Consider the following 17,515-nt stretch of genomic DNA (forward strand, 5'->3'; position numbering starts at 1 on the left):
GACGCGGCGGGGCCGGCGGGCCAGACTGCCGGTGAGCCCCATCGGAAGCGTCGATACCCGCTATCAGCGAATCCCGGGTGCGCATCGCCCGGCGCGCTCCCAGAGTGGAGACGATCGATGCGTCTGCTCGGTCGCGCCGCCTCGACGACGAGACGGCCGCGCGTCACGTGAACAAGGGAGTTTCCATGACCACCACGTCCTCAGCGCCGCGCCGCGCCGGCATCGCGCAGGCGATCCTGCTGCTCGCCGCGGCCTCCATGCCCGTCATGGCGGCGACGCTCATCACGCCCGTGCTGCCGCAGCTGCTCGAGCACTTCGCGGACGTCGCGGGGGCCGCCGTGCTCGTGCCGATGATCGTCTCGGCGCCCGCGCTCATGGTCGCGGTCTTCGCCCCGTTCGCCGGTCAGATCGTCGATCGCGTGGGGCGCAAGTGGCTGCTCATCATCGCCCTGGTCGCCTACGCCGCGATCGGCGTCGTGCCGGCGTTCATCGACGGGCTGACCGGGATCCTCGTCTCCCGGCTCGTGCTCGGCGTCTGCGACTCGGCCATCATGACCGTGGCGACGGCGCTGCTCATCGACTACTTCCAGGAGGAGCGCACCCGCAACCGCTACCTCGGGCTCCAGGCCGCCACCGCGGGCATCGGGGCGACCCTGTTCATCGTGATCGGCACCGCGCTCGGCGCCTCGGGCTGGCAGGCGCCGTTCTGGGTGTACCTCATCAGCGTGGCGATCGCGGTCCCCGCGCTGTGGCTGCTCTGGGAGCCGAGCGCCGGCGGGGCCGCCGCCGCGGGCGAGCCCGTCCGCCCCGGCCGCATCGCGTGGCGCCCGCTCATCGGCCCGCTCCTCGTCACCGTCGTCGGCGGCATCGCCTTCTACGTGCTCCCCGTGAACCTGCCCGTGCTCATCGGGCAGGCCGGCGTCGCCGCCACGAACACGGCCGTCATCGGCGGGCTCGCGGCGCTCGCCTCGGTGTTCGTCATGCTCGGCGGGCTGCTCTTCCAGCAGTTCCAGCGACGGCTCGGCGACCGCGTCGTGCCCCTCGGCTTCGCCCTTCAGGCCGTCGGCATCCTGGCGCTCTGGGTGATGAGCGGCGCGGGTGTGGCCGGCATCGTCCCCGGGGCGCTCATCGCCTCCTTCGGCTCCGGCCTGCTGCTCCCCGGCTTCCTCACCTGGGTCGTCGCGCGGGCGGGCTTCGCCGAGCGCGGCCGGGTGACGGGCGTGTGGACCGCCTCGTTCTTCCTCGGCAACTTCCTCGCCCCGCTCGTCGCGAACGGCCTCGGCGCCGCCTTCGGGAGCCTCGTGCCGGCGATCGGCATCATCGGCATCGCGGCGCTCGCGATGGCGGTCATCAGCGGCGTGGGTGCGCGCTCGTCGAAGGGCGCGGCGGCCGTCGCGGCGGCGTAACCCGGTCGGGCCGGGTCGGGCCCCGGTGCCGGGCCCGGCCGCCGAACGCCGGCGCCCGGCCGGGCCGCCCCGCGCACCCGACGGCGGTCCGCTTCGCGCACCCGAAGGCGACCTGCTTCGCGCTCAGCCGATGGCGGTCTGCTTCGCGACCGTGCGCCCGGCGCTCTGGAAGATGGAGCGCATCCAGGCGTGCTCGGGGTCGTGCTCGTGCACGGGGTGCCACCAGAGGGCGTTGGCCACGGGGACGGCGTCGAACGGAGGGTCGACGATCCTGATCCCGGGGAGCTCGGCCGCGTGGAGCGCCACGGCCGACTGCACGACGCCGAGTCGATCGGTGCCGCGGATGAAGTGCGGCAGGGCGAGGAAGCTCTGCACGACGGCCTCGATGCGCGGCTCGATGCCGAGCGCGCGCAGCTGCTGCCCCACCGAGGTGAACGCCGAGCGCGACTGGTAGGTGAAGACCCAGGGGCGCTCGGCCAGGTCGGTCATCGCGGGCGTCTTGCCGGTGAAGGGATGCCGTGCGTCGGCGAGGAGCACCCAGCGGTCGCTCCAGAGCTCCGTGCTCCGCAGATCCGTGATGTGGCCGTGCGGGATGAGGATGCCGTCCGCCGAGCGCATCCGCGCCTGCGCCTCCTCGACCAGCCCCGGCGTATGCAGCTCGAAGCGGAACCGCACGCCGGGCGCCACGGCCGCCGCGAGCTTGGAGGCGGCCTGGCCGACCGTGGCGAAGGCGTAGTCGGAGCCGTAGACGAGGAACTCGCGGGTCGAGGCCTCCGGCGTCCAGTCGGCCTGGCTCTCGAAGACGCGCCTCGCCGCCTCGAGCGCGGTCGAGGTGTGCTCGGCGAGCCGCACCGCGAGGGGGGTGAGCTCGTACGCGTTGCCGCGGCGCGCGAGCAGCGGATCGCCGAAGTGGGTGCGCAGGCGCGAGAGCGAGGCGCTGAGCGCCGGCTGGCTGAGGTGCAGCCGCGCGGCGGCGCGCGTGACGCTGCGCTCGGTGAGCAGCGCGTCGAGCGCGATGAGGAGGTTGAGGTCCAGGCGGGACATCGGCGGGGGCTGCGGCACCGGATCGGGCCTCTCTGCGGGATCGGGGCGATGCGGCCGGCGGACGGCGCGATCGGCGCCCGCGACGGCGGGGGCGCGTCCTCATTATCGCTGTCATCGATGCTCGGCGGGAGAATATCCGGCACATCGATGCGAAACCGCGGCCCGCCCCGCCCTCAGTCGCGCAGCATGCGGCGGCACGCCTCCGTGAGGTGCGCGCGGAACGCGGCTCCCGATTCACCCGCCGGGTCCCAGAACGTCGGGCCGTACATGGTGCGGAAGGTGCACTCCGCGTAGAGCAGCCGTGCCGCGGCCGCTGCGGCCTCGCGCGACCCCGGCAGAAGCGCGGCGAGGCGTTCGACGAGCGCGCGGGAGTACTGCGCCCCTGCCTCGTAGAGGATCGGGTCGACGGCGGCGTGCCGGATCACGGGCTTCAGGAAGCCCTCGTGCCTGGCGAAGACCTCGGTGATCGCGCCCACGACCTCCTCGACCGTGGTGGGGGAGGCGGGGAGCAGCTCCGCCTCGCTCGCCGCGGCCGCGGCCATGCCGCGCGCGTAGACGGCGCGGAAGAGCCCGTCCTTGCCGTCGACCCGCGCGTAGAGCGAGGGCGCGGAGATCCCCGCGCGACGGCAGACCTCGGTGACGGAGAGCGCCTCGTAGCCCCCCTGCTCGAAGAGCGCCGAGGCGGTGTCGAGCGCCCGCTCCCAGCCGGCGCGGCTGCGCTCCTGGAGCGGGGGCCTGACCGGGTCGCGCATGCACTCATCCTGCCATGCGCACCGCGGCGGGACGCGCGGTCGCGCATCGTGATACCCGCCATCGGAGATGGTGATGCCCGCAAAACTGTAACGCCCTTACGATTTGAGGACCGATCCCGATCGTGCGTTCAAGGAGGAACCATGGGAACCGAGCAGCAGCATCCGATCGCCGTCCTCGGCGCCGGCCCCGCCGGCATGGCGGCGGCCCTCGCGCTCCGCGTCGCGGGGCACGAGGTCGTCATCTACGAGCGCTACCCGCAGGCGCGGCCGGCGGGGAACATCCTGAACCTCTGGCCGCCGCCGATCAAGGCGCTGCAGGACATGGGCGTCGACACCGTCGATCTCGGGGCCCCGTGCCACACGACCTTCCGGAACGCGCGCGGGAAGGTGCGGGCGGACGTGCGGATCCCCCCGGACATCGTCGCGCGCTACGGCGGCGGCTTCATCGGCATGCTCCGGCCCGACCTCTACGCCCGCATGCTCGACGCGCTGCCCGAGGGGATCCTGCGGACCGGCCGCGAGGTCACGGGCATCGACGATCACGGCGACGGCGTGACCCTCCGCTTCGCGGACGGCTCGGGCGCCGAGACGCCCCTCCTCATCGGCGCCGACGGGATCGATTCCCAGGTGCGCAGGCACCTGTGGGGCGGGCCGGAGAAGCGCCCGCACCACCTCCACGTCATCGGGGGCTTCACCTTCGCGCCGGACCATGCTGCGCCCGAGTGGGCCGGCGTGGAGTGGGACGAGGTCGTCCTCAGCCATACCCGCGCGGTGCAGGGCACCTACACGACCATCCGCAGCGGAGGCCGCACGGGCGTGCAGTGGTGGGTGCTCGAGGCGTGGCCGGACGATCGCGCCGCCCCGGCCCGGCTGCACGAGCACGCGCTCGACCGGGCGCAGGGCTTCCCCGGACCCCTCGCCGCGCTCGTCCGGGCGACCAGGCCCGAGGACATGCAGCGCTGGCCGATCCGCGACATCGCACCCATGCGGCAGTGGTCGCGCGGCCGGATCACGCTCGCGGGCGATGCCGCCCACGCGACCTCGCCCTACGCCGCCTACGGCGCCGGCATGTCGATCTGCGACGGCTACTTCCTCGGGCAGCGGCTCGCGGGCGTCGACCTCGCCGACACGGCGGCGGTCTCGGCCGCGCTGCAGTCCTACGAGCGCACCCGGATCCCGCACACGACCGCGCAGGTGCAGCAGGCCTACGTGCTCGGCAGGCTCTTCCATCATCTGCCCGCTCCGCTGCGGCCCCTGCGCGACGCGATCCTCGACCGCACCCCGATGCTGCAGAAGCAGGTCGGCGAGCGGAGCCCGGGGGAGATCGTCGACCAGCTCGCCGAGATGGGCGAGGGGATCCTCTCCCCGGCGGCCCCGCACGCCGCGGCATAGATGAAGCTGATGATCCACATCGACAACATCGCCTTCCTGGATATTCAGGATCGCCGCAGACTGGACACACGCACCGACACCCGTGCCACCCGAAAGGATCGACGATGATCACACTGCTCTCCCACCTCTCCTACGTCGCCATCACGACGCCCGACGTCGAGGCCTCCGTCCGGTTCTACGAGGAGCAGGTCGGCCTGACCGTCGTCGACCGCATCGGCGATCGCGTCTATCTGCGCTGCTGGGGCGACTACTACCGCTACAGCCTCGTGATCGTGCCGGGCGAGGAGCCCGGCCTCGAGACCGCCGCGTGGCGCACCTCGAGCGCCGAGGCGCTCGAGGAGGCGGCGAAGCGCGTCGCCGCGGCCGGCGCGGAGGTCGAGTGGTTCGACGGCCCCGCCATCGGCCGGGCCTTCAGCTTCGTCGGCCCGTGGGGGCACCGGCTCACCCTGCACTGGGACGCCGAGCACTACCGCGAGACGAGCGGCGACGCCGCCTCCATCTACCCCGACCGCCCGTCGCGCCGCAGCACGGTGGCGGGCGCGCCCCGCCAGCTCGACCACGTCACCATCGCGGCGAGCGACGTCGACGCCTTCACGCAGTGGTACCGCGACGTGCTCGGCTACCGCATCATGGCCCGCACCGTGCTCGACGAGGCGCCGATCTCGGTGTTCTCGGTGCTGACCACCAACGAGAAGTCGCACGACCTCGGCGTCGTCCTCGACGGCTCCACGCGCGCCGGTCGCGTGAACCACTTCGCCTTCTGGGTGGACACCCGCGAGGAGCTCCTCATCGCGGCCGACACGCTCATGGAGAACGGGGTCCCGATCGAGTACGGCCCCTCGATCCACGGCATCGGCGAGCAGAACTTCCTCTACTACCGCGAGCCCTCGACCCTCCGCATCGAGCTCAACACGGGCGGGTACCGCAACTACGTGCCCGACTGGGAGCCGCGGACCTGGACGCCCTCGCTCGGCTCGAACAACCTCTACCGCAACGGCGCCATGCCGATGTCGATGACGGAGTCGTTCCCGTCGGCGGACGGGCCGAGCGCCACCGAGGAGGGCGTCCCCGACGACATCAAGGACGCGCTGCTCAACCCGTACGCGGTGCAGGGACGCGGCTGAGGGGCCGAGGTATGACCCTCTCGGCGCCCTTCGCGCTCGTCAGGTACCGCTCCGGCGGCGAGGTCGTGCTCGGCCTCGCCGCCGGCGAGCGCGTGCGGCCGATCGGGCCGCGCGAGCTCGGTGCGAGCGGCCTCAACGCCTTCCTCGCCGGCCCCGACTGGGACCGGCTCGCCGCGCTCGCCGCGGCCGACGGGCCCTGGGTCCCGATCGGCACGGTGACCCTCACCGCCCCCGTCGAGCCCAGGCAGGTGCTGCAGACCGGCGCGAACTACCGCGCCCACGTCATCCAGCTCGTGGCCTCGGGGCTCTCCACGAAGACGGACGCGAGCCCCGAGGAGGCACGCGAGCGCGCCGCGCGTCTGATGGACGAGCGCCGAGCCACGGGCGAGCCTTACTTCTTCATCGGGCTCCCCGCCTGCGTCGTCGGCGACGACGTGCCGCTCGTGCTCCCGGCCGCGAGCGACACGCACGACTGGGAGCTCGAGCTCGCCGTCGTGATCGGTCGCGAGGCGTTCCACGTGAGCCGCGAGGAGGCGCTCGGCCACATCGCCGGGTACACGATCGTCAACGACATCTCGACCCGGGAGTTCACCTTCCGCAAGGACATGGAGGAGATCGGCTCCGACTGGTACCGCTCGAAGAACTCCCCGGGCTTCCTGCCGACGGGCCCGTATCTCGTGCCGGCGCCGTACGTCGACGGCGCCGCGCTGGACATCCGGCTCGAGCTGAACGGCGAGGTGAAGCAGGACGCGAACACGAGCGACCTGCTCTTCGACATCCCCGCCCTCATCTCCGCCGCATCCCTGACCGCTCCGCTGCTCCCCGGGGATCTGCTGCTCACGGGCAGCCCCGCGGGCAACGGCCAGTACTGGCGGCGCTTCCTCGCCGACGGGGACGTCATGACCGGCACGATCGCGGGCCTCGGCACCCAGACGGTCCGCTGCGTCGCCGAGCCGACGGGGGCGGAGCGGTGAGCGCGGAGCTCGAGCGCCCCGAGTCGATCGACCGCCGGGACCCGGATGGCGAGATCGCCCGCCGCGCCCTGGCCTATCGCAACTGGGGGCGCTGGGGCGAGGACGACCGGCTCGGCACGCTCAACCTCATCGACGACGCGGGCCGCGCCGCAGCGGCGGCGCTCGTGCGCACGGGCCGCGCCGTCTCCCTCGCCCAGTCCTTCGACATGGACGGCCCCCAGCGCGGTTGGCGGCGGCGCACCAACCCCGTGCACACCATGCTCGACACCGGCACGGACGCCGAGCGCGGCCTGCAGGGCTTCCCCCACGGCATCGGCGGCGCCGACGACGTGATCGCGATGCCCCTGCAGTGCTCGACCCAGTGGGACGGCCTCGGCCACATCTTCGACCGCGGCTCCGCGTGGAACGGGCGCCGCGCGGGCGACGTGGTGACGAGCGACGGCGATCTCGTGACGGGGATCGAGCACACGGCCGCCGCGCTCGTCGGCCGCGGCGTGCTGCTCGACGTCGGCCGCCACCTCGGGTCCGAGCCGAGCGCCGGCGCGGCGGCGGGCGAGCTCGCCGACGGCTTCGCGATCCTCCCGGAGCACCTCGACGCCTGCGCCGCGGCGCAGGGCGTGGAGATCCGATCCGGAGACATCCTGCTCGTGCGCACCGGGCAGTACGCGCGCGCCCGCCGGGAGGGATGGGGCGAGTACGCCGGCGGGCCGGCGCCCGGGATGTCCCTCACCACCGCAGGGTGGCTGCACCGCCACGGCATCGCCGCGGCGGCGACCGACACCTGGGGCTTCGAGGTGCGGCCGAACGAGTTCGACGTGCCCGCCTTCCAGCCGCTGCACCAGATCGCGATCCCGAATCTCGGGCTCACGCTCGGCGAGATGTGGGCGCTCGACGAGCTCGCCGCCGCGTGCGCGGAAGCCGGGCGCTGGGAGTTCCTGCTCACCGCCCCGACCCTGCCGATCACCGGGGCCGTCGGCTCGCCGGTGAACCCCATCGCGGTGCTCTGAGGCCGTCGCACGGCCCGGCACCTGAAGAACAGAGAGGTTCTCGCACCATGACCCACACCGCCCCCGCCGCCGTCCGCAGCGTCGCCATCGCCGGCAGCGGCGTCGCGGCGCTCGCCGCGGCGATCCGCCTCGCCTCCCACGGCGTCGCCGTCGACGTCTTCGAGCAGCAGCCCGGCCTGCCGGCGCTCGGCTCCGGCATCACCCTGCAGGGCAATCTGCTCCGCGCGCTCGACGAGCTCGGCGTCTGGGACGAGGCCCGATCGCTGGGCTACCCCTTCGACGGGCTGACGCTGCGCGCGCCGGGCCCCGGGGCTCCCATCGTCGCCGAGCTCCCCGACGTGCAGACCGGAGGGCCCGACTACCCCGCGGGCATGGGGATGTACCGGCCCGATCTCGCGCGGATCCTCGCCGAGCGGGCCGAGGCCGCGGGCGCCAGCCTCCACTTCGACGCCGAGGTCACCGGCCTCGCGCAGGACGACGACGGCGTCGACCTCGAGGTGAACGGCGCCCCGGCCGGGCGCTTCGACCTCCTCATCGGCGCCGACGGACTGCACTCGACGGTGCGCGGGCTCATCGGCATCGACACGAGCCCCGAACGGACGGGCATGGGGATCTGGCGGGCCTTCGTGCCGCGTCCCGCCGAGGTCGTGCGCACCGAGCTCTACTACGGCGGCCCCGTCTACATCGCGGGCTACACGCCCACCGGCGAGGACTCCATGTACGCGATCCTCGTCGAGCGCGCGCAGGATCGCTCGGCCGTCGGCGACGACGAGGCGCACCGCATCATGATCGAGGAGTCGCAGGCCTACGACGGGCCGTGGAACGCGATCCGCGAGTCCCTCGCCGCGGGCGGGGCGCGGGTCAACTACACCTGGTTCACGTCGCACCTCGTCGACGCGCCCTGGAATCGCGGCCGCGTCGTGATCATCGGCGACGCCGCGCACAGCTGCCCGCCCACCATCGCGCAGGGCGCGGCGCAGGCCGTCGAGGACGCGCTCGTGCTCACCGAGCTGCTCACCGGTGCCGAGGCGCTCGATCAGGGACTCTGGGACGCCTTCCACGAGCGCCGGCTGCCGCGCGCCCGCGCCGTCGTCGAGGCGTCCGTGCAACTGGGCCGGTGGCAGCTCGAGGGCAACCGGGAGGCCGACCCCGGGCCGCTGATCTTCGGGATCGCGCAGCAGATGGCGGTGCCGGCATGAGCGTCGTCGACGTCCACGCGCATCTCCTCCTGCCCGAGTTGCACGCCGCGGTCGAGCGCTACTCGCCGAGCGGCGTCGCGGCCGCGGCCGAGCTCGAACTGCGGCGCAACGGCGCGGAGAGCCAGGCGCACTCCGGCCCGATGGTCGGCGCTCGGATCCCGAAGCTGACGCGCCTCGATGCGCGCCTGGCCGCCATGGACGCCCAGGGCGTCGACCGGCAGTGGGTGAGCGTCTCGCCGAACCACTTCTACCCCTGGGCGGAGGAGGGGCTCGCCGTCTGGATCGCCAGGGAGGCGAACCGCGCCGTCGCCGCGCACACGGCCGCCGCGGCCGATCGCCTCGTCGGGCTCGGCGTCGTGCCGCTGCAGCATCCGGAGCGCATCGTGGAATGCCTCGACGACGCGATCCTCGGCCGCGGCCTCGCCGGCGTCGAGATCTCGTCCTTCGCCGGCCCCGCGCCGCGGGAGGACGGCAGCGAGTCGCCGCGCGTGGAGCTCTCGGACCCGCGACTCGAGCCGTTCTGGGCCCGCGCGGCCGAGCTCGGCGCCGTCGTATTCCTGCACCCCTTCGGGTGCAGTCTCGACGAACGGCTCGACCGCTTCTACCTCGCGAACACGGTCGGCCAGCCCGCGGAGAACGCGGTCGCGCTCTCACACCTCATCTTCGCGGGCGTGCTCGATCGGCACCCGGGGCTGCGGGTCGTCGCCGCGCACGGAGGCGGCTACCTGCCGACCGCGATCGGCCGCTCCGATCGCGCCTGGCGGGTGCGCCCCGAGGCCGCGGGCTGCGCGGAGCCGCCGTCGGCCTATCTGCGTCGGCTCTGGTTCGACACGGTGGTGCACGACGCCGCGGCGCTCCGGCACCTCATCGAGGTCGCGGGCGCCGACCGGGTGCTGCTCGGCAGCGACTTCCCCTTCGACATGGGGCTCGACGACCCCGCGCGCGAGGTCGCAGCGGACCTCGCCGCCGAGGGCTTCGGCGAGGACGAGATCGCGGCGGTGCTGGGCGGCAGCGCGGAGGGGCTGCTGCGGAGGAGCGCGTGAGCGGGGCGGGCGGGGCCGCGCCCGGTGCCGAGGCGGGCGCGGGATACCCGGGGCTCGCCGACGCGGTCGTCGTGGTGACGGGCGCGGCGGTCGGCCAGGGCGCCGCCACGGCCCGCCTGCTCGCCGCCGCCGGCGCGCGGGTCGTCGCGGTCGATCTCGGGCCGGCCCCGGCCGACCGGGGCGACGGCCGCATCTCGGTTCGGGGCCTCGACGTCGCGGACGAGGCCGGATGGGCGGTCCTCGCCGCGGAGCTCGGCGAGCTCCTCGGCGGACGGCCGCTGCGCGGGCTCGTCAACAACGCCGGGATCACGCACCGCGCCGGACTCGCCGCGACCGGCCTGCTCGCGTGGGAACGGGTGCTCGCGGTGAATCTCACCGGTCCCATGCTCGGGATCCGGGCGCTCGCGCCGCTCATGGCCGCCGGATCGTCGATCGTGAACGTCGGATCCGTGGCCGGGCTCACCGCGCACGCCACGGCGGCGTACACGGCGTCGAAGTGGGGGCTGCGCGGCCTCACGCACGTCGCCGCGACCGAGTACGGCCCGCGGGGCATCCGCGTGAATATCGTGCATCCGGGCTTCATCGAGACGCCGATGACGGCGGACGCGCCGGCCGCGATGCGCGACGCCCAGCTGGAGCTCACGCCCCTGGAGCGCTTCGGCGACCCTGAGGAGGTCGCGCGGGTCACGGCCTTCCTGCTCTCCGACGCCGCCTCCTACGTCTCGGGCGCCGAGATCCCCGTCGACGGCGCGTTCGCGTCGTCCTCCGGCGCCAAGCTCATGGCCGACCGCATCGCCGGCGCGGGCGGCGCCGCTCGCTGAGGCGATCGGGCCGCGCCGCCCGGCCGCTTTCCGCACCCCCGCTCACCCCTGCGGCGGCGCGACGCAGCGGTTCCGTTGCCGCCCGAGTCCCGTGATGCTCGCCTCCATGACATCGCCCGGGCGCAGCCAGCGGTTGCCGTGGTGCCCCGCGTTCCCCGCGGGTGAGCCGGTGAGGATCAGATCCCCGGGCGAGAGCGCGGTCGCGTGCGACGCCGCGCTGATGAGGGCGGGGATGTCATGGATGATGTCCGAGACCCGCTCGTCCTGCATCGTCTCGCCGTTGACGCGCAGCTCGAGCCGCAGCTCCCGGTGATCGGCGACGAAGCGGCGGGGCACGAGCAGCGGGCCCGTCGGGAAGAAACCCGGGCGGTTCTTCGAGAGCAGGAAATCGGTCATCGGGAAGCCCGGACGCCGCATGACGTCCCGCAGCGAGATGTCGTTCGACATCGTGTACCCCGCGACGTGGTCCATGGCGTCGGCCGGGTCCACGAGGTGGGCGCGCTTGCCGATCACGACGGCCAGCTCCAGCTCCCAGTCGTGCTCGCGGCCGGGGCCCCAGAGCGGCACGTCGTCGTGCGCGCCCGACAGCGCGGAGGGGAGCCCGGTGAAGAAGAACGGGCCGTCGGCGCTCGCGCGGGCCTTCGCCTGCGCGTCCGCCTCCCGCCGGAGCTCGGCCTCCGGCCGCGTGTCGCCCGCGTTGCGGAGGGTGGAGACCACGATCTGCTGGACGTGCCGGTGGTAGTTCGCCCCGGCGCACAGGATCTGCGCGGGGGCGTGGGGCGGCAGCGGGCGCAGGGCGGCCAGCGGCGCGCCGGCGCCGAGCGCGACCGCGGACTCCGCGGCTCCGGCTCCCGCGGCGCTGGACGTCAGCTCCGCGACCGCGGCGGCGACGCGCGCCTCGCCGGCCTCCCAATCGGCCAGCAGCGCGTCCACGGTCAGCTCCGGCCCGCCGATCCGCCGCAGATCGTAGGCCGTCCCGTCGACGACGACGGCGGGGAAGGGGCCGGCGGCATCCGCGAAGGTGCCGAGCGCCCACGCCGGGGCGCTCACGCGGGAACGCTCACGAGCTCGGCGACTCGGCGCATCAGCCCGGGCACGTCGGCGTCGCGGTCGCCGTCGATGAGCCAGCGGCCGAGCTGCACGGAAGCCTCGACGACGGCGGTCGCGCGGGGGAGCCGCCTGGCGTGGAACTCCTCCCAGACGTCCTCGAGCCGCGCGCGGTCGAGCAGCAGCTCCGCGAGCACGAGCGCGTCCTCGCCCGCCTGCGCCGCGCCCTGCGCGATGGTGGGCGGACAGCTGTGCGCCGCCTCGCCGATGAGCACCACGCGACCGCGGTGCCACGGCCCGGGCACGACGTGGTGGGTGAACTGGGTGTAGTTGATCTGGGTCGCCTCGGGGAGGGAGCGGCGGATCTCGTCCCACGGACCGCCGTAGGCGCGTGCGAGGCGCGCCATCTCCGCGGCGCACTCCGCCGGGCCGAACCCCCGCGTATCCCGCGCCGCCTCCACGAAATAGGCGTAGATCGCGTCAGGGGCCGTCGGGCAGTAGCCCGCGAGGTAGGCGGGGCCGCCGTAGTAGAGGTCCGTGCGGGTGATCTCGGCGGGCCGCGGCACCGAGGCGCGCCACGCGCCCATGCCCATCGGCTCGGGCCCCACGTCGATCCCGAGCTCCCGCCGGATCGCCGAGTGGAGCCCATCGGCGCCGATGAGGAGGTCGTAGTCGCCGCGGCCGCCGTCCCCGTACGCGACGGTGACCCGCTCGGCGTTCTGGGAGAAACCCGTGACGGGGGCGCCGAAGCGGACGCGCGCGCCGACCTCCTCGGCGCGCGCGAGCAGGATCTCCGCGAGCGCGGGCCGGTGCATGCCGGTCGTCGCGGGGAGGTCGGGGCCCCCGGTCCGCGCGTCCGGGATCGTGGCGAGGACCTCGGCGCCCGGGCCGGGTGCGCGCAGCGCGGTCTCGTCGAAGGAGTAGCCCGCGCGCTCCACCTGCTGCCACACGCCGAGCTCGCGCAGCACGCGCAGCAGGTTGCCCTGCAGGGTGATGCCGGAGCCGAGCGCCGAGAGCGAGTCCTTGCGCTCGAAGACGTCGACCTCGACGCCCTGCTCGGCCAGGTGGATCGCCGCCGCCGTGCCGGCGATGCCGGCGCCGGCGATCGCGACGCGTGAAACTGCGCTCATGCTGCGTGACCTCCGTGAGTCCGTGGAAGCGACGGCGCCCGGAGTCCCCGGAACGCCGTCGTCTGGGTACCTGCAGTGAAGCATCGGGAGCCGTCGCCCGGGAAGGCGCAAAGCCCGATACCGGGCATCACGATCCCCGATGCCCGTCCCCGCGTCAGCCCGTCGCGGGGGCGAAGAGGTCCGTGAGCAGCGTGCGGAGCCACAGATGCCCCGAGTCCGAGGCGCGCGCCGGGTGCCACCACGCCATCTCGCGGATCGCCGCGAGCTCCGGTTCGACCGCGATCTCGTGGATGTCCACGATGCGCCGCACCCGCTCGAAGAGCTGCCGCTGCACGAGCCCGAGACGGTCCGTGCCGGTGACCGCCCACGGCACCGCCAGGAAGCTGTCCACCGTCACGCGGCGGGCGTCGTCCATGATCACCTCGCCGAGACCGTTGGCCGCGAAGACGTTCAACGCGTCCCTGCCGTAGACCGCGACCCACTGCGCCGCGGCGAGATCCGCGGAGCCCAGCGGGCTCCGCCGCGGGCGACCCCCCACGCACACCCAGCGATCGCGGAACACCTCGGCGCGGGCGAGCGGCAGCTCGAGGCTGTCCGGCATGAGCGCGAGGTCGACCTCGAGCAGCTGGTCGACCTGCTCGGCGGGGTCGAGCGGCCGGATGCGCTCGAAGGACAGCCGCGCGTTCGGCGCGGCCTCCGCGACGGCCGCCACGAGGCGCGGCGCCACGACGGTGGTGGTGAGATCCGAGGAGAGGATCCGGAACTCCCGCGTCGCGGTGCGGGGATCGAAGGCGGGGCGCTCGATGAAGGTGCGCTCGATGGCGCGCAGCAGCTCGGGCATCTCCAGCGACAGATCCTGCGCGAGCGGGGTGAGCTCGTAGCGTCCCTGCGTGCGCACGAGCAGCTCGTCGCCGAAGTGCGCGCGCAGCTTGCGCAGCGCCGCGCTCATGGTGGGCTGGCTGACCATCAGGCGCTCCGCGGCCCGCGTCACATTGCGCTCCGCCAGCAGCGCGCCGAGCGACACGAGCAGATTCAGATCCGTCGTTTCCAACCGCATGGCCGTGCCCTCCGCTCGCGCCGGTCCGCTCCGCGGACCCCGGCGTCCCGACTATTCCGCATGACGATACCCACCATAGTGATGCGCGTCTTCCCCGCCGCACCGGGTTCGTCCAGCATGGAGAGCGTCCCCGCACCGACGCAGGAAGGCCGCCGCCGATGACGCATCTCGCCCCCCTCGCCCGCCCGGCCCCCGCGCACCGATCCTGATGCCGGGCACCGCCGAACCGCGCCTCCTCGACCCCGAGGCGGCGATCGCCTGGCTGCGCCGCGCCGGCGTCGTCCCCTCCGCCGCGACGGCGCGGGCGCGCGAGCTCGCCGGCGGCGTCTCGAACGTCGTCATCGGGGTCGCGTGGGATGAGGCCGCGGGCGAGGTCGGCTCGGCCGCCGGCCGCCGAGCCGTCGTGAAGCAGTCGCTGCCCGTGCTCCGCGTGGCGGAGCGGTGGGAGTACGACCGGGCGCGCATCGTCACGGAGCGCCTCGCGATGTCGGCGCTCGCCGCGCTCGTGCCCGGGCGCGTCCCCCGCGTGCTCGCCTGGGACGACGCGGAGTTCGCGTTCGCCATGACCATGGCCCCCGGGGCCGGCGGCACCTGGAAGGACCGCCTGCGCGCCGGCGTCCTCGATCCCGGGACCGCCGCCGACGCCGGCGCGCTCCTCGGGACGATCCAGCGCCGCTCCGCGGCCGAGCTGGCGGGCGGCGGCGCGCAGCGCCTCGCCGCCCTCGCCGACCGCACGACCCTCGTGCAGGGGCGCACCGATCCGTTCCACCGCGTCGCCGCGGAGCGCAACCCCGATGTCGCCGAGGCGCTGCGAGCGGACGCCGCGAGACTCGAGTCGCGCGCCGCGGTGCTCGCGCTCGGCGACTTCTCGCCGAAGAACCTCATCGTGGGAGACCGCGGCGTGCTCGCCCTCGACTTCGAGGTCGCCCACCTCGGCGACGCCGCGCTCGACCCGGCATTCATGCTCGCCCACCTCGTGCTCAAGTCGCTGCTGCTGCCGGGGGCGGACGCCGAGCTCGACGGCCTCGTGCGCGCGTTCTGGCAGGCGTACACGGCCGCAGCCGGGAGCGCGGCGGCCGCGGAGGCGGAGGTCGTCGGCGAGCTCGGCTGCCTGCTGCTCGCCCGTGTGGACGGCAAGTCCCCGGTCGAATACCTCGGCGCGCGCGGCCCGTCCGTGCGCGCCGCGGCGAAGCTGCTGCTGCGCGAGCAGGGCGGCGGATCGCCGATGGACGCCGCGGCCGCGGCGCGCCGCATCATCTCGAAGGAGTGGACCGCATGACCATCACCATCACCCGCGCCGTCGGCCGCGAGATCCTCGACTCGCGGGGGCGCCCCACCGTGGAGGCCGAGCTCGAGCTCGACGACGGCCGGATCGTCGCGGCGAGCGTCCCCTCCGGAGCGTCGACCGGCTCGCACGAGGCGGTCGAACGGCGCGACGGCGACCCCGCCCGCTACCGCGGGCTCGGGGTGCGCGACGCCGCGGCCGCGATCGGCGCGGAGATCGATCCCGTGCTGCGCGGGCTGCCCGCGATCGGCGCCGTCATCGACCGCGTGCTGCTCGAGCTCGACGGCACGCCGGGCAAGAGCCGGCTCGGGGCGAACGCCGTGCTCGCGGTGTCCCTCGCCGCGGCGCGCGCGGAGGCCCTGGTCGCCGGGGTGCCGCTCTGGCGCCATCTCGCCGGGCCCGAGCCGCTGCTGCCGCTGCCGATGGTCAACATGATCAGCGGCGGGCTGCACGCCGGGCGCCAGCTCGACTTCCAGGACTTCCTCGTGATGCCGGTCGGCGCCGAGAGCTACCGGCAGGCGCTCGAGTGGACGGGCGACGTGCACGCCGCGCTCGCCGAGGAGCTGGCGGCGCGCGGCCATTCCCTGCTGAAGGCGGACGAGGGGGGCTTCGGCCCGGCGCTCGGATCGAACCGCGAGGCGCTCGACGTGCTGGACGCCGCCGTCGAGCGCGCGGGGCGCGCGCTCGGGAGCGAGATCGCCTACGCCGTGGACGTCGCGTCCACCCACTTCCACGATCCCGCGGGCGGAACCTACCGGCTCCGCAGCGAGGATCGCGAGCTGAGCGCGAGCGGCATGGTGCGCCTGCTCGAGCGGATGGTCGCCGAGCACCCCGTGATCTCCATCGAGGACGGCCTGGCGGAGGACGACTGGGAGCACTGGCCCGAGCTCGTCGCGCGGCTCGGGGACCGCGTGCAGATCGTCGGCGACGACCTCTTCGTCACCCATCCCGCCCGGGTCCGCCGGGGTGTCGAGACGGGAGCGGCGAACGCCGTGCTCGTGAAGATGAATCAGATCGGGACGATCACGGAGACCGCCGAGGTGGTCGAGCTCGCGCGGGCGCACCGCTTCGCGACCGTGATCTCCGCGCGCTCGGGGGAGACCGAGGATCCGGCGCTCGCCGATCTGGCCGTCGGCTGGCGCGGCGGGCAGATCAAGATCGGGTCCATCACCCAGTCCGAACGACTCGCGAAGTACAACCAGCTGCTGCGCATCGAGGAGGCGCTGGGCGACGCGGCCGTGTTCGCCGGACCCTCGGCCCTCGGGAGGACGTCGTGAGCGCCTTCCGCGTCCTCATCACGGACTACACCTGGGACGACGCCTCGCGCGAGCGCGCGATCCTGGAGCCCCTCGGCGCCGAGGTGATCGAGGCGCCCGACGGCTCGGAGGAGACGCTCGTCGCGCTCGCGCCCGGCGTCGACGCGATCCTCACCTGCTTCGCGCGGGTGACGGAGCGCGTGATCGACGCGGCGGGGCCCGGCCTCGCCGTCGTCGCGCGCTACGGCGTGGGCGTCGACAACATCGCCGTCGCGCACGCGCAGGCGCGCGGCGTCGCCGTGACGCGTGTGCCCGAGTACTGCGTCGACGAGGTCGCGGAGCACGCGCTCGCGCTCATGCTCGCGCTCGAACGCGGCCTCACCGTCTACGACCGCGACACCCGCAGCGGCGGGGCGGCGCTGCGCACGGGGCTCGGCACGCGCCGCATCGCCGGGCGCACCGTCGGCATCATCGGCGCGGGCCGGATCGGGGAGGCCCTGCGCACCCGGGTCGAGGCGCTCGGCATGACCGCCCTCGTCTACCACCCCTCGCGGCCGGATCCCGAGCGGTTGCGCGCCGTGCTGGGCGCCGCGGATTACGTCTCCCTGCACCTCCCGCTGCTGCCCGGCACGCAGGGGCTCGTCGACGCCGACTTCCTCGCCGCGATGCGCCCGGACGCCTTCCTCATCAACGCCTCGCGCGGGCCGCTCGTCGACACCGACGCCCTCGTGGCGGCGCTCCGCGACGGCCGGATCGCGGGGGCGGGGCTCGACGTCACCGATCCGGAGGATCTGCCGCCCGAGCACCCGCTCCGCGCCGAGCCCCGGGTGATCATCACGCCGCACACCGCCTTCTACTCGGCCGAGTCGATCGCCTCGCTCGCCGAGCAGGCGGCCGCCTCGGTCGCCGCCGTGCTCGCCGGAGCGCGGCCGGCGTCGCTCGTCCCCGCCGTCGCCGAGGGGTGACGGCGGGGAGGAC

16 protein-coding genes are annotated in these 17,515 nt (G+C 74.4%); 11 read left to right on the plus strand and 5 right to left on the minus strand.

From position 1 onward, the window contains the following. Nucleotides 1–185 precede the first annotated feature (185 nt). On the plus strand, nucleotides 186–1,406 hold the full coding sequence (locus MUN78_RS00840) for an MFS transporter (protein WP_244728159.1): 1,221 nt from the start codon (nucleotides 186–188) through the stop codon (nucleotides 1,404–1,406). 123 nt (nucleotides 1,407–1,529) lie between these two features. Here MUN78_RS00840 and MUN78_RS00845 read toward each other — a convergent pair whose 3' ends face one another. Further along, nucleotides 1,530–2,450, minus strand: a complete 921-nt coding sequence (locus MUN78_RS00845; RefSeq protein ID WP_244728161.1) for a LysR family transcriptional regulator — start codon at nucleotides 2,448–2,450, stop codon at nucleotides 1,530–1,532. 173 nt (nucleotides 2,451–2,623) lie between these two features. Next, nucleotides 2,624–3,202 carry a TetR/AcrR family transcriptional regulator gene (locus tag MUN78_RS00850; protein ID WP_244728163.1) on the minus strand — a complete coding sequence of 193 codons (579 nt, stop codon included), beginning with the start codon at nucleotides 3,200–3,202 and terminating at the stop codon, nucleotides 2,624–2,626. 141 nt (nucleotides 3,203–3,343) lie between these two features. Between MUN78_RS00850 and MUN78_RS00855 the strand changes: the two genes are divergently transcribed. The 7 genes from MUN78_RS00855 to MUN78_RS00885 all read left to right on the plus strand — a co-directional run bounded on the left by MUN78_RS00855 (nucleotide 3,344) and on the right by MUN78_RS00885 (nucleotide 10,762). Then, on the plus strand, nucleotides 3,344–4,594 hold the full coding sequence (locus MUN78_RS00855; RefSeq protein ID WP_244728164.1) for an FAD-dependent oxidoreductase: 1,251 nt from the start codon (nucleotides 3,344–3,346) through the stop codon (nucleotides 4,592–4,594). 104 nt (nucleotides 4,595–4,698) lie between these two features. Continuing rightward, the gene (locus MUN78_RS00860; RefSeq protein WP_244728165.1) at nucleotides 4,699–5,718 is read left to right on the plus strand and encodes a VOC family protein; all 1,020 of its coding nucleotides are present in this window, start codon (nucleotides 4,699–4,701) and stop codon (nucleotides 5,716–5,718) included. 11 nt (nucleotides 5,719–5,729) lie between these two features. After that, entirely contained in the window at nucleotides 5,730–6,692 is a 963-nt protein-coding gene (locus tag MUN78_RS00865; RefSeq protein ID WP_244728166.1) for a fumarylacetoacetate hydrolase family protein, read from the plus strand. Then, nucleotides 6,689–7,699: a cyclase family protein gene (locus MUN78_RS00870; protein ID WP_429952285.1), complete on the plus strand. Its 1,011-nt coding sequence runs from the start codon at nucleotides 6,689–6,691 to the stop codon at nucleotides 7,697–7,699. The genes MUN78_RS00865 and MUN78_RS00870 overlap by 4 nt, the downstream gene beginning before the upstream one ends. Nucleotides 7,700–7,746: 47 nt before the next feature. Next, nucleotides 7,747–8,898, plus strand: coding sequence for an FAD-dependent monooxygenase (locus tag MUN78_RS00875; protein ID WP_244728167.1), 1,152 nt, complete (start codon nucleotides 7,747–7,749; stop codon nucleotides 8,896–8,898). Then, nucleotides 8,895–9,941 carry an amidohydrolase family protein gene (locus tag MUN78_RS00880; RefSeq protein ID WP_244728168.1) on the plus strand — a complete coding sequence of 349 codons (1,047 nt, stop codon included), beginning with the start codon at nucleotides 8,895–8,897 and terminating at the stop codon, nucleotides 9,939–9,941. Before MUN78_RS00875 ends, MUN78_RS00880 begins: the two co-directional genes overlap by 4 nt. Beyond that, complete coding sequence (locus tag MUN78_RS00885) at nucleotides 9,938–10,762, plus strand: SDR family NAD(P)-dependent oxidoreductase (RefSeq protein WP_244728169.1); 825 nt, start codon at nucleotides 9,938–9,940, stop codon at nucleotides 10,760–10,762. Before MUN78_RS00880 ends, MUN78_RS00885 begins: the two co-directional genes overlap by 4 nt. 42 nt (nucleotides 10,763–10,804) lie before the next feature. Here MUN78_RS00885 and MUN78_RS00890 read toward each other — a convergent pair whose 3' ends face one another. From MUN78_RS00890 to MUN78_RS00900, 3 genes are all read right to left on the minus strand, one after another. Then, nucleotides 10,805–11,812, minus strand: coding sequence for a fumarylacetoacetate hydrolase family protein (locus MUN78_RS00890; protein WP_244728170.1), 1,008 nt, complete (start codon nucleotides 11,810–11,812; stop codon nucleotides 10,805–10,807). Further along, the gene (locus MUN78_RS00895) at nucleotides 11,809–12,939 is read right to left on the minus strand and encodes an FAD-dependent monooxygenase (RefSeq protein ID WP_244728171.1); all 1,131 of its coding nucleotides are present in this window, start codon (nucleotides 12,937–12,939) and stop codon (nucleotides 11,809–11,811) included. The genes MUN78_RS00890 and MUN78_RS00895 overlap by 4 nt, the downstream gene beginning before the upstream one ends. Before the next feature lie 154 nt (nucleotides 12,940–13,093). Further along, nucleotides 13,094–13,996 carry a LysR family transcriptional regulator gene (locus MUN78_RS00900; RefSeq protein WP_244728172.1) on the minus strand — a complete coding sequence of 301 codons (903 nt, stop codon included), beginning with the start codon at nucleotides 13,994–13,996 and terminating at the stop codon, nucleotides 13,094–13,096. 208 nt (nucleotides 13,997–14,204) lie between these two features. Here MUN78_RS00900 and MUN78_RS00905 point away from each other — a divergent pair, with 208 nt between their 5' ends. The 3 genes from MUN78_RS00905 to MUN78_RS00915 are packed head-to-tail and all read left to right on the plus strand — an operon-like array spanning nucleotide 14,205 to nucleotide 17,502. Next, nucleotides 14,205–15,275, plus strand: coding sequence for a phosphotransferase family protein (locus tag MUN78_RS00905; protein ID WP_244728173.1), 1,071 nt, complete (start codon nucleotides 14,205–14,207; stop codon nucleotides 15,273–15,275). A gap of 2 nt (nucleotides 15,276–15,277) precedes the next feature. After that, entirely contained in the window at nucleotides 15,278–16,558 is a 1,281-nt protein-coding gene (eno, locus tag MUN78_RS00910) for a phosphopyruvate hydratase (protein ID WP_429952314.1), read from the plus strand. After that, a complete protein-coding gene (locus MUN78_RS00915; protein ID WP_244728175.1) occupies nucleotides 16,555–17,502 on the plus strand; it encodes a C-terminal binding protein in 948 nt (315 codons plus the stop codon). The genes eno and MUN78_RS00915 overlap by 4 nt, the downstream gene beginning before the upstream one ends. Nucleotides 17,503–17,515 lie beyond the last annotated feature (13 nt).

Source organism: Leucobacter allii, from assembly GCF_022919155.1.
Lineage (GTDB): Bacteria > Actinomycetota > Actinomycetes > Actinomycetales > Microbacteriaceae > Leucobacter > Leucobacter allii.